At 61.9% G+C, this 12100-nt stretch carries 10 protein-coding genes and 1 other RNA gene; 7 read left to right on the top strand and 4 right to left on the bottom strand.

The genetic code is table 11. The features are described 5' to 3' along the window. The first annotated feature begins 71 nt into the window (after positions 1–71). Together ffs and CAF80_RS21590 are read left to right on the top strand one after the other, a co-directional pair. Positions 72–168, top strand: an RNA gene (ffs, locus tag CAF80_RS21595) — signal recognition particle sRNA small type. Between the two features lie 217 nt (positions 169–385). After that, the gene (locus CAF80_RS21590; protein ID WP_085667906.1) at positions 386–2344 is read left to right on the top strand and encodes a hypothetical protein; all 1959 of its coding nucleotides are present in this window, start codon (positions 386–388) and stop codon (positions 2342–2344) included. Positions 2345–2353: 9 nt separating this feature from the next. On the opposite strand, the gene CAF80_RS21585 is transcribed toward CAF80_RS21590, so the two are convergent. Further along, positions 2354–3103 (bottom strand): ABC transporter substrate-binding protein, encoded by a 750-nt coding sequence (locus CAF80_RS21585; protein ID WP_039770030.1) that lies wholly within the window; start codon positions 3101–3103, stop codon positions 2354–2356. Positions 3104–3248: 145 nt separating this feature from the next. On the opposite strand from CAF80_RS21585, the gene dnaX reads away from it, so the two are divergent. The 5 genes from dnaX (at position 3249) to CAF80_RS21560 (ending at position 8945) form a co-directional block, all read left to right on the top strand. Further along, positions 3249–5327, top strand: coding sequence for a DNA polymerase III subunit gamma/tau (gene dnaX, locus CAF80_RS21580; protein WP_085667905.1), 2079 nt, complete (start codon positions 3249–3251; stop codon positions 5325–5327). A gap of 67 nt (positions 5328–5394) precedes the next feature. Next, positions 5395–5733, top strand: a complete 339-nt coding sequence (locus tag CAF80_RS21575) for a YbaB/EbfC family nucleoid-associated protein (RefSeq protein ID WP_007951650.1) — start codon at positions 5395–5397, stop codon at positions 5731–5733. 289 nt (positions 5734–6022) lie between these two features. Then, a complete protein-coding gene (locus CAF80_RS21570) occupies positions 6023–7057 on the top strand; it encodes an NADP-dependent oxidoreductase (protein WP_085667904.1) in 1035 nt (344 codons plus the stop codon). 65 nt (positions 7058–7122) lie between these two features. Further along, positions 7123–7725 carry a recombination mediator RecR gene (gene recR, locus CAF80_RS21565; protein WP_007951652.1) on the top strand — a complete coding sequence of 201 codons (603 nt, stop codon included), beginning with the start codon at positions 7123–7125 and terminating at the stop codon, positions 7723–7725. Between the two features lie 71 nt (positions 7726–7796). Then, positions 7797–8945 (top strand): acyl-CoA dehydrogenase family protein, encoded by a 1149-nt coding sequence (locus CAF80_RS21560; RefSeq protein WP_085649035.1) that lies wholly within the window; start codon positions 7797–7799, stop codon positions 8943–8945. Between the two features lie 135 nt (positions 8946–9080). Here CAF80_RS21560 and CAF80_RS21555 read toward each other — a convergent pair whose 3' ends face one another. The 3 genes from CAF80_RS21555 to hemN all read right to left on the bottom strand — a co-directional run bounded on the left by CAF80_RS21555 (position 9081) and on the right by hemN (position 12024). After that, entirely contained in the window at positions 9081–9629 is a 549-nt protein-coding gene (locus CAF80_RS21555) for an adenine phosphoribosyltransferase (protein WP_003223345.1), read from the bottom strand. A gap of 78 nt (positions 9630–9707) precedes the next feature. Continuing rightward, on the bottom strand, positions 9708–10442 hold the full coding sequence (gene fnr, locus CAF80_RS21550) for a fumarate/nitrate reduction transcriptional regulator Fnr (protein WP_039770035.1): 735 nt from the start codon (positions 10440–10442) through the stop codon (positions 9708–9710). Between the two features lie 199 nt (positions 10443–10641). Beyond that, positions 10642–12024, bottom strand: a complete 1383-nt coding sequence (gene hemN, locus CAF80_RS21545; RefSeq protein WP_011333280.1) for an oxygen-independent coproporphyrinogen III oxidase — start codon at positions 12022–12024, stop codon at positions 10642–10644. Between the last annotated feature and the right edge of the window lie 76 nt (positions 12025–12100).

The following is a 12100-nucleotide window of genomic DNA, read 5'->3' as shown; positions in this document are numbered from 1 at the left end:
CAGTTGTAACTTCGTCTCAGATAGGTACAATGGCGCGGCTCGCCGACAGGCGAGTGTCGTTATGGTGACCCTATCGGTCCCCCCGCAACGATTACCCGTGAACCTGGTCAGAGCCGGAAGGCAGCAGCCACAGCGGGAACATTGTGTGCCGGGGTGTGGCTGGTAGGGTTACCACCTTAACGAACATCGAACGAATCAACACCGAACTGCATGGGTTTCGCCCACTGCGGTTTTTTTATGCCTGCGATTTGGCGTTTCGTACCCGAACCCCTGCTCGCGAAGGTGTCGACGCCTCTTCAATCCCGCATACTCGCCACCACCGAAATAAATGAAGAGTCTGGCCAGGATCGACCTTTTAAGGTTTGCGCCCAGGCCGCGAGGTTTTATGCTCCCGGAACATTCCGATCTATCCAGCCCTGTGTTCTTGCCCGTCACGGATGAAACCTGCGCGAACCTGTTGCAGGCGGGTGGCGCAAAAGCGCTCGAAAGCCTGACCGATCCCGAATTGGCGGCAGTGCTGGTCATCCAGAATCTGGTGCAGACGAAAGAGCAGGATCTCGGCGCCGTGGCGGCAGAGAAAATTCTGGCCAAGCTCTTGTCCTGGGCTGCCGAAAACGGACAGTCAGCGACTGCGAGCCTGCTGTCCGAAGCGCAGCGATTGTTCGACCCGCGCAAACTGTATTTCGGTCTGAAGGTCCTGAACCCTCTGAACCTGCGTTTTCTGTTGGCCGAAGAAATATCGGCCCGCGACTACTTGTTGCCCGATGGCCAGTGGGATTTTGAATACAAAGTCCGGCGCCATCGCAGCCATGACCCGTTCAGCCAGCCGATAGTGACGCCCCGACAGCGCGAGCGCTGGTTGAGCCCGGCACAGGACAAACTGGTCAGAACCTTCCGCGCCAATCTGGACGAAGACCTGCATGTACAAGGCTACGCAGGGATCGGCAAAAGCCATCTGCTGGTGGCGTTGCTGGAGCATCTGCGCCCGGAAAAGACCCTGTTGCTGGCGCGCACCCCGGCCAAGCTCGAAGTCCTTCGCCAGCGCATGGTGGGGCCGAGCGAGAAGAAGGCCGGCAAGACCTTCCTGGCGTTTGCCCAATCGCTGATGCTCGGGCGCAGGCCTCAGGCTGAAGGGGCGACTCGGATCCTCAGTCGCCAGGCGCTGGCGCAGGAACTGAATATCTTCGGCTTTCGCCACCACGACGGACCGGCAACCCTTGAACTCTGCCTCAAAGTGATCGAGCGCTATTGCCGCTTCCGCGATCACACCTTTTCGGCGAAGCATCTGCCGCATTTCAACCAGCCGCTCTCCAGCGTCGACGCTCAAGTGTTGCTTGAGTATTCGAGCCGGGTGTGGGGCTATCTCGAACTCAACCCGGCGTGGGGCAGCCAGACTGGCTTCGAAGCGCTATTGATGATCAAGCGGGCCTGCATTGCTGGTTGCGTGGTGCCGGCGCGCTACACGCACGTGCTGATCGACGAGAGCCAGGACATTCCCGGGTCGCTGTTGCAGATCATCGAACGTGGCCGCCAGGTGTTGATCACCCTCGGCGACGAGTACCAGCAGGCCAGCGGCGTACCGGTCAAGCGCCACCGCGAGGTTCGCCAGAGCGATATCAGCTATTCGGTGCGCTCGGGCCGCAACGTCGAACGGCTGGTCAACCCGCTGATCGCCCGGCACTCGCAGAAGGGCAAGATTCCGTTCGAAGGCGCCAGTGATGCTGATGTCATCATCAAGGAATATCCGGAAGGTTTCGTGCCGCCCGAGGGCTGCGTGGTCCTGACGGCATCGCCGTGGGACACGATGATCTGGGCCATCCACCTGCACGATGCCAACTGCAAGTTCAGATTCCCGGACAAGCGCACCCAGGATGAACTCAAGCATTTCATGGCTACCGCCATCGAACTGTTCAAACCTGACTTCTACCGTTCCGAATTCAGCGAAAACGGCGTGCATCCGTACTTCAGCGACCTGCCAGACTGGCAGGCCGTGTGCGACGCCAACCGGTTCGACGAGTCGTTTCTGCGGGTCAAGGCCAAGCTGGAAGACGGTTTCATGATTGCCGACCTGACACGCCTGAACCGAATGATCGACAACGCCGGCAACGGCTGCCTGCTGATGCTGGCGGAAGAGGCGGGGGGCATGGAATTCGACAAGGTGCTGCTGACGCCGGGGCTGCTGACCAACGAGAAATTCAAGGACGCCTACGCGTTCGATCAGCGGATCTGCGCCGTGTACATCGCCATCTCCCGGGCCAGGCTGAAGCTTTACGTGCCGTACGATGTCGTGGCGTGGGTCGAGTATCACGAGTACCAGCAGTTTCGTGATGCGGCGGGGCATTGAGGGTCTGGCTTACGGCTCGCCGCCCGAACCACCGGTATACAACCGGATAATGTCATCAATCTCCCCCGACATTTTCATCCGCAGCAACGTCCTCAATATCTGCTGCACCGGCACGTTCGGATCATTGCGTACATAGCAGCCGACCTTCTGCTCCTGCAACACCGCCACCGCTTGCAGTTGTTGCCCCGGCAGCAGGCGCTGGTTGAACCAGTCCAGGGTCCATTGATTGCTCACGGCGTAGCGATAGCGGCCGGCCAGCAGTTTGTCGAGCACCTGCTCCTGATTGCGCGCGTCTTCGCGCCAGAGTCGGTCGGCGTCGAATATCGGTTGCAGCGTGGGGTAGCTGTAGCCGAGCACGGTGCCGATCGACTGGCGGGGCAGGTGGGCCGGATCTGCGCTGGTTGGTTGGTCCTGACGGCTGATCAGCAGGTCGCGCTGGAAGAACAGCGGGAGGCTCCAGATGTAATCGCCGGACAGGTTCGGCAACCAGGATTGTGCGGCATAGCAGCGCACGTCGACTTCGCCGTGTTCCATGGCGTTCTGCACCCGGGCGCGGGGCAGGACGTGAAATTGTGCTGGCACGCCGACTTGGGTCGCCAGGCTGAGCATCATGTCGTAGAGGATGCCCTGGGTCGGGCGGCCGCGTTCGATCTGCACCATCGGCATCGCCCAGCTGTCGGCAACGGCGAAGCGCAGTGGCGGTTGCGACGCCATCGCGCTCAGGCTGATTCCCAGTATTGCCCCCACGGCCCACCGCATAAACGCTCCGGTAATTCCCGATCCCGAACCGATAAAAGCCCCTGCCCATGCAGCTTAGCCAGAATAGACGAGCACACCGGATGCAATTTTGCCCTTGCTCCGCTAGCATTAGCCGCTTCTGCTTCCTTTGCCGCGACGGTTTTCGATGAGTTATCAGGTTCTTGCACGTAAATGGCGTCCGCGCTCGTTCCGCGAAATGGTCGGCCAGACCCATGTGCTCAAGGCTCTGATCAATGCCTTGGACAGCCAGCGCCTGCACCACGCCTACCTCTTCACGGGTACGCGGGGCGTCGGCAAGACCACGATTGCGCGGATCATCGCCAAATGCCTGAACTGTGAAACAGGTATCACTTCAAGCCCGTGTGGCGAGTGTTCGGTGTGCCGTGAGATCGATGAAGGCCGTTTCGTCGACCTGATCGAAATCGACGCCGCGAGCCGGACCAAGGTCGAGGACACCCGCGAGCTGCTCGACAACGTGCAGTACGCCCCGAGCCGCGGGCGCTTCAAGGTCTACCTGATCGACGAAGTGCACATGCTCTCCAGCCATTCCTTCAATGCGCTGCTGAAAACCCTCGAAGAGCCGCCGCCCTACGTCAAGTTCATCCTGGCGACCACCGACCCGCAGAAACTTCCGGCAACGATTTTGTCGCGATGCCTGCAGTTCTCCCTGAAGAACATGACGCCTGAGCGGGTGGTCGAGCATCTGACCCACGTTCTGGGCGCCGAAAACGTACCGTTTGAAGACGACGCACTGTGGCTGCTCGGCCGCGCGGCCGACGGTTCGATGCGTGACGCCATGAGCCTGACCGACCAGGCCATCGCCTTCGGTGAAGGCAAGGTGCTGGCCGCCGACGTGCGGGCTATGCTCGGTACGCTGGATCACGGCCAGGTCTACGACGTGCTGCACGCGCTGATCGAAGGCGACGCCAAGGCGTTGCTCGAAGCCGTGCGCCACCTGGCCGAACAGGGGCCGGACTGGAACGGCGTGCTCTCGGAAATTCTCAACGTGCTGCACCGCGTCGCCATCGCCCAGGCCTTGCCGGAAGGTGTCGACAACGGTCATGGCGACCGTGACCGGGTGCTGGCACTGGCGCAGGCGTTGCCGGCCGAAGACGTGCAGTTCTATTACCAGATGGGCCTGATCGGTCGCCGCGACTTGCCGCTGGCGCCGGACCCGCGAGGCGGCTTCGAAATGGTCCTGCTGCGGATGCTGGCCTTCCGGCCGGCGGACACGGCGGACGCCCCGAGGCAACCGCTAAAGCCAGTGGGGATCAGCCAGGCCACAGTTGATTCCGCAAACTCAGTGGCTGCCGCGACTAAACCTGCGCCGGTAGTTGCTGCGGCTGTTGCACCCACACCCGCGCCAGCACTGGTGGTTGCGCCTGCTCCCGAGCCTGCACCGGTTGCCCAGGTGATTGTGCCGGAACCCGTTCCTGAGCCAGAGCCGGTCGCCGTTGAAGAAGTCGTGGACCTGCCGTGGAACGACCCGGTAGAACCGGCGCCTGTGCAGCAGCCAGCCGTCGAGCCGGTGCTGGAAACCACCGCCGAACAGCCGGACCTGCCGCCAATGCCGCTGCCGACCCCGGACAGCGTCGTGCCGGACGCTCCGGAATGGGCCGCCGCGCCAATTCCCGAGCCGTCAGTAGCCGACGTCGATGCCGCCACGCCGGGCATGGACATGGACGACGAGCCGCCGCTCGACGAGGATTACATCGAGCCGGACATGGATTCGGCCTACAGTTACCTCGACGATCTGGCCAGCGAACACGCCGCAGAACCGACTCCCGAACCCGAGCCGGAACCTGCCGCCGCACCGGCCACCGGTCTGGCCCTGCAATGGCTGGAGCTGTTCCCGAAACTGCCGATTTCCGGCATGACCGGCAGCATCGCCGCCAACTGCACGCTGATCGCGGTCGATGGCGACAATTGGCTGATGCACCTGGACCCGGCCCACAGCGCCTTGTTCAACGCCACCCAGCAGCGTCGCCTGAACGATGCGCTGAACCAGTTCCACGGACGCACGCTGACCCTGACCATCGAGCTGATCAAGCCCGAACAGGAAACCCCGGCCCAGGCCGCGTCCCGGCGCCGTGCCAACCGTCAGCGCGAGGCTGAAGAATCGATCCACGGCGATCCGTTCATCCAGCAGATGGTCCAGCAGTTCGGCGCGGTCGTGCGACACGATACTATTGAACCTGTCGACGCCCTGGTCAGTCAGGGCTAATAACTGAGGGCGTCCGGCCTGTATGGCCGGGCGCTGTTTTGATCCAAGTACTTTTGAGGTGATTCCCATGATGAAAGGTGGCATGGCCGGCCTGATGAAGCAGGCGCAGCAGATGCAGGAAAAAATGGCCAAGATGCAGGAAGAACTGGCCAACGCCGAAGTTACCGGCAAGGCCGGCGGCGATCTGGTCACCGTGGTGATGACCGGTCGTCATGACGTGAAAAAAGTCAGCATCGACCCGAGCGTACTGCCGGGCCTGGACGAAGACGACCGCGAAGTGGTCGAGGATCTGGTGGCTGCAGCCGTCAACGCCGCCGTGCGTCAGATCGAAGCCAACAGCCAGGCCAAAATGGGCAGCATGACCGCTGGCATGAACCTGCCGGCCGGTATGAAACTGCCGTTCTGATTCGCCTTTGCGGGTTGGATGAGCTACAAAAAATGCCGGGCATTGCGCCTGGCATTTTTTTTGGCCTGTTGATCGTTCCCACGTCGAGGCGTCGAACCGTCTGCGTGGGAATGCAGCCCGTGACGCTCCGCGTCCCAAATCCAACGCCGTACACGGAACGTCCGTTAAGCTATTCCCGCGTGGACAGATCGAGACCTCGACCGGGCAACGATTATCAAGCGGAACGCACCATGCCCACCAAGGTCTGCTCCCTATACCGCCGAATTCATCATTCAAAGGAGACGCTGACATGTCCGACCCTCTGACCCTCAATCAACGCTTCGTCCTGGCCTCGCGGCCGGTGGGCGCGCCGACGCCCGAGAATTTCCGTCTGGAGCGCGAGGCGCTGCCGGACCTTGAGGACGGCCAGGTGTTACTCAAGACCCTGTACCTGTCGCTCGATCCCTACATGCGCGGACGCATGAGTGACGCGCCGTCCTACGCGGCACCAGTACAAATCGGCGAAGTGATGACTGGCGGCGCTGTCAGCCGGGTCGAACAGTCGCGTCATCCGAAATTCCATCCCGGCGATCTGGTCGTCGGTGCCACCGGTTGGCAAAGCCACAGCATCAGCGATGGCCGCAACATTATCCCGATTCCGTCGGGCCTGCCGAGCCCGTCGATGGCGCTCGGCGTGCTGGGCATGCCGGGCATGACCGCTTACATGGGTTTGATGGACATCGGTCAGCCGAAAGAAGGGGAGACCCTGGTGGTCGCCGCCGCTTCCGGCGCAGTGGGCTCGGTGGTTGGCCAGGTGGCGAAGATAAAAGGCCTGCGCGCCGTCGGCGTGGCCGGTGGTGCCGAGAAGTGCAAATACGTGGTCGAGGAACTCGGCTTCGACGCCTGCATCGATCACAAGGCGCCAGACTTCGCCGAGCAACTGGCCAAGGCCTGCCCCAATGGCATCGACATCTATTATGAAAACGTCGGCGGCCACGTTTTTGATGCCGTCGTGCCGCTGCTCAATCCCAAGGCGCGGATCCCGCTGTGCGGCCTGATTGCTGGCTACAACGCCTCGGAAGCGCCGAAAGGCCCGGACCGCTTGCCCGCCTTGCAACGGACCTTGCTGACCAAACGCGTACGGATTCAGGGTTTCATCGTGTTCGACGACTACGGCGACCGTCAGCCGGAATTCATCAGCGCGATGGTGCCGTGGGTGCGCGATGGCAAGGTGAAATTCCGCGAGGACGTGGTCGAGGGCTTGGAGCAGGCGCCTGAGGCGTTTATCGGGCTGCTGGAGGGGCGCAACTTCGGCAAACTGGTGGTGAAGGTCGCCCAGGACTGAGGATTTGACGCTGGCCGGAGGCGCGGGTATAAACCGCGTCTCGTTGTTTTGTCGGACTTTTCCCCATGAGCTTCAGCCCTTTGATTCGCCAACTGATCGACGCCCTGCGAACTTTGCCGGGCGTGGGTCAGAAAACTGCCCAGCGCATGGCGTTGCAGTTGCTCGAACGTGACCGCAGCGGCGGCACGCGCCTGGCCCAGGCGTTGAGCCAGGCCATGGAAGGGGTCGGACACTGCCGCCAGTGCCGCACGCTGACCGAAGACGATCTGTGCCCGCAATGCGCCGACACCCGCCGCGACGACACGCTGCTGTGCGTGGTGGAAGGGCCGATGGACGTCTACGCGGTCGAGCAGACCGGCTTCCGTGGTCGCTACTTCGTGCTCAAGGGGCACCTGTCGCCGCTGGACGGCCTGGGCCCGGAAGCCATCGGCATTCCGCAGTTGATGGCGCGGATCGAAGAGGCGGGCACCTTCACCGAAGTCATCCTCGCCACCAACCCGACCGTGGAAGGTGAAGCGACTGCCCACTACATCGCCCAGTTGCTGCAGAACAAAGGCCTGATCGCCTCGCGTATCGCCCACGGCGTGCCGTTGGGTGGCGAACTGGAGCTGGTGGACGGCGGCACGCTGGCCCACTCGTTTGCCGGGCGCAAGCCGATTTCCCTCTGAGTCACACAATCCTGTTGAAAGCCAAGCAAGCGCTCGGTTAAGTTCGGCGAACCCTTCCATGGAGTTCGCCGATGCCCGCCTTCCAGGAATACTTCGACCCCAGCCACCAAATGGTCCGCGACAGCGTCAGACGTTTCGTCGAGCGCGAGATCCTGCCGGACATCGATGCGTGGGAAGAAGCCGAGAGCTTTCCCCGTGAGCTGTACCTGAAGGCCGGTGCGGCCGGCATTCTCGGCATCGGTTACCCCGAAGCGCTGGGCGGCAGTCATGAAGGTGACCTGTTCGCCAAGATCGCCGCCAGCGAAGAATTGATGCGCTGCGGCTCCGGCGGGCTGGTGGCGGGGCTCGGCTCGCTCGATATCGGGTTGCCGCCGATCGTCAAATGGGCTCGGCCCGAAGTGCGTAACCGCGTCGTCCCCCAAGTACTCAGCGGCGAGAAAGTCAGCGCGCTGGCCGTCACCGAACCGGGCGGCGGCTCCGATGTCGCCAACCTGCAGACCCGCGCCGTACGCGATGGCGACCACTATCGAGTCAGCGGCAGCAAAACTTTCATTACCAGTGGCGTGCGCGCCGACTACTACACCGTCGCAGTGCGCACCGGCGCGCCCGGTTTTGGCGGCATCAGCCTGCTGCTGATCGAGAAGGGCACGCCCGGTTTCACCGTCGGCCGGCCGCTGAAGAAAATGGGCTGGTGGGCGTCGGACACGGCTGAATTGTTCTTCGATGATTGCCGGGTGCCCGTAGGAAACCTGATTGGCGCGGAGAACATGGGGTTCGCCTGCATCATGGGCAACTTTCAGAGCGAACGTCTGGCGCTGGCGCTGATGGCCAACATGACCGCGCAACTGGCGCTGGAAGAAAGCCTGAAGTGGGCGAAGGAGCGTGAAGCGTTCGGCAAACCCATCGGCAAGTTCCAGGTGATCAAGCATCGCCTCGCGGAAATGGCCACGGCGCTGGAAGTCTCGCGGGAGTTCACCTATCGGCAGGCGGCGAAGATGGCGGCAGGGCAGAGCGTGATCAAGGAGATTTCCATGGCCAAGAACTTTGCCACGGACACTTCGGACCGGATTACCAATGAGGCGGTGCAGATTCTTGGTGGGCTGGGTTATATGCGCGAAAGTCTGGTGGAGCGGCTGTATCGGGATAACCGGATTCTGTCGATTGGCGGCGGGACGCGGGAAGTGATGAACGAGATCATCAGCAAACAGATGGGACTGTAATCTTCGGTGTTTGATCGTTCCCACGCTCCGCGTGGGAATGCAGCCCGGGACGCTCCGCGTCCCTTCCAAAGCCGAACGCGGAGCGTCCGTTGAGGCATTCCCACGCAGAGCGTGGGAACGATCAGGCGCGGGGTTTTACTTATCAGTCAACGCAAACTGCGTCAGGCAGAACGTTGGAATCCCCATGTCCTCAAGACGCTGCGAACCACCCAGTTCCGGCAGATCGATGATCGCCGCCGCTTCATGAACGCGGGCGCCCATGCGGCGGATCAGGTTGGCCGCTGCGATCAGCGTGCCGCCGGTGGCGATCAGGTCATCGAACATCACCACCGAGTCGCCTTCGCACAGGCTGTCGGCGTGCACTTCCAGAAACGCTTCGCCGTACTCGGTCGCGTAACCTTCGGCCAGCACGTCCGCCGGCAGCTTGCCCTGCTTGCGGAACAACACCAGCGGCTTGTTCAACTGATAGGCCAGTACCGAACCGATCAGGAAACCACGCGCATCCATCGCACCGATGTGGGTGAAGTCGGCCTCGACGTAGCGATGGGCGAAGCTGTCCATCACCAGGCGCAAGGCCTTGGGCGACTGGAACAGCGGGGTGATGTCGCGAAAAATCACGCCCGGTTTCGGGAAGTCGATCACGGGGCGGATCAGGGATTTGATGTCGAAGGAGTCGAAGACCATCGTCGAGGTGTCCTGGCAGGGCTGCAAACGGCGCAGTATACCCGCGGCTGAAACGATTCGCTCGGCCGCGGGTCGAGATCAGACTTCGAGCGAGCCGCCGGCCAGGGCGCAGAGCTGGATCGGGTCGAGGATGTGGATTTCCTTGCCCTCGGCGGCGATCAGTTCGTTCTGCTGGAAGCGGGTGAAGACCCGGGACACGGTTTCCACCGCCAGCCCAAGATAGTTGCCGATTTCATTGCGCGACATGCTCAGGCGGAACTGATTGGCCGAGAAGCCGCGAGCGCGGAAACGCGCCGACAGGTTGACCAGGAAGGTGGCGATGCGCTCGTCGGCGGTTTTCTTCGACAGCAGCAACATCATCTGTTGGTCGTCGCGGATTTCGCGGCTCATCACGCGCATCAGCTGACGGCGTAGCTGCGGCAGTTGCAGGGCCAGCTCATCAAGGCGTTCGAACGGAATTTCGCAGACCGAGGTGGTTTCAAGGGCCTGGGCGGAAACCGGGTGTTTCTCGGTGTCCATGCCGGACAGCCCGACCAGCTCGCTCGGCAGGTGGAAGCCGGTCAGTTGTTCTTCGCCGGTATCGCTCAGGCTGAAGGTCTTCAGAGCGCCGGAGCGTACTGCATAAACGGAATCGAAGGTGTCGCCCTGGCGGAACAGGAACTCACCCTTTTTCAACGGGCGACCCCGTTTAACGATTTCGTCCAGCGCTTCCATGTCTTCCAGATTCAGCGAAAGTGGCAGGCAGAGAGGGGCCAGGCTGCAATCCTTGCAATTAGCCTGGTTGTGAGCGCGCAGTTTAACTGGCTCGGACATTTCTTAAATCCTTGTGGGAAAACACACATAAGGCGTAAGGGTAACCCAGCGGAGGACATTCAGGCCAGCCTGTGGCGAGATTGCCCGGCCGGCAAAACGCCGCAGGGATGACGGCCGATAAACGTGTCTCGGACGGCGTGCAAGGCACCGTTTCGATGACCGCTATGGATACGCAGCCCCCTGCGTTGTTGATGACAAGTCAGATCACCCGGGAAAAGCGTTGGCGATTCTGCTGTTCCAGATACGCATCGAACACCATGCACACCGAACGCACCAGCAGTCGTCCGGCCGGCAGCACGGTGATGCGTTCGCGATCCAGTTCGATCAACCCGTCCTGCGCCATGCCCTGCAATTGTGGCCAGAGCGCGCCGAAGTAGCCCTGAAAATCGATGTTGAAGCTGCGCTCGATCTCGGCGAAGTCCAGGCTGAAATTGCAGATCAGTTGCTGAATCACTGCGCGGCGCAGGCGGTCGTCAGCGTTGCACACCAGGCCTCTGCTGGTGGCGAGTTGCGCGCCGGCGAGGGTGTTCTGGTAGTGATTGAGGTCGCTGCTGTTCTGGCAGTACAGATCGCCGATCTGGCTGATGGCCGACACGCCCAGGCCGATCAGGTCGCAGTGACCGTGGGTGGTGTAGCCTTGGAAATTGCGTTGCAGGGTCGATTCTTCCTGAGCAATCGCCAGTTCATCGTCGGGCAGGGCGAAGTGGTCCATGCCGATGTAGCGATAGCCGGCGGCGGTCAGTTGTTCGATGGTCCGCTGCAGCATTTCCAGTTTCTGCGCCGGGCTCGGCAGTTCGTTGCCGTTGATCCGCCGCTGCGGCATGAAGCGTTCCGGCAGGTGTGCGTAGTTGAATACCGAGAGCCGGTCCGGTTGCAGGCTGATGACTTCCTCGACGGTGCGGGCGAAATTATCTGGAGTCTGCTTGGGCAGGCCATAAATCAGGTCGATGTTGATCGAGCGAAATTGCAGGGTGCGCGCTGCGTCGATCACCGCGCGGGTTTCCTCCAGACTTTGCAGGCGATTGACCGCCCGTTGTACCGCCGGGTCGAGATCCTGCAGGCCGATGCTGACCCGGTTGAAGCCCAATTCGCGCAGCAGGCCCATGGTCGACCAGTCGGCTTCGCGCGGGTCGATCTCGATGCCGTAATCGCCAGAGTCATCGTCCAGCAGATTGAAATGCTTGCGCAGGTGCGCCATCAACTGGCGCAATTCATCGTGGCTGAGAAAGGTCGGCGTGCCGCCGCCGAAGTGCAGTTGCTCGACTTTCTGCGCCGGGTCGAGGTGACAGGCGATCAGCTGGATTTCCTGCTCGAGCCGTTGCAGATAGGGCAGCGCGCGGCCGCGATCCTTGGTGATGACCTTGTTGCAGGCGCAGTAGTAGCAGATGTTCGCGCAGAACGGCACGTGTACGTACAGCGACAGCGGGCGCAGGGCCTTGCGGCTGTCGCGCAGGGCATGAAACAGGTCGAAGGTGCCGACCTGACTGTGAAATTGCACGGCCGTCGGGTACGAGGTGTAGCGCGGCCCCGCCAAGTCGTAGCGGCGGATCAAATCGGTGTCCCAACGAATGGCGTCGAGCATGCGGGCATTCCCCCGGATAGGCTGGCAGTGTGCCGAGTCTAGGGGAGGGCGCGAAAAGGCATCTTGATTTGCATCA

It is taken from the genome of Pseudomonas sp. B34(2017) (assembly GCF_002112915.1).
GTDB classification, from domain to species: Bacteria; Pseudomonadota; Gammaproteobacteria; order Pseudomonadales; family Pseudomonadaceae; genus Aquipseudomonas; species Aquipseudomonas pharyngis.
The sequence above is the reverse complement of the archived record's forward strand: the minus strand, read 5'-3'. Positions and strand labels throughout refer to the sequence as shown.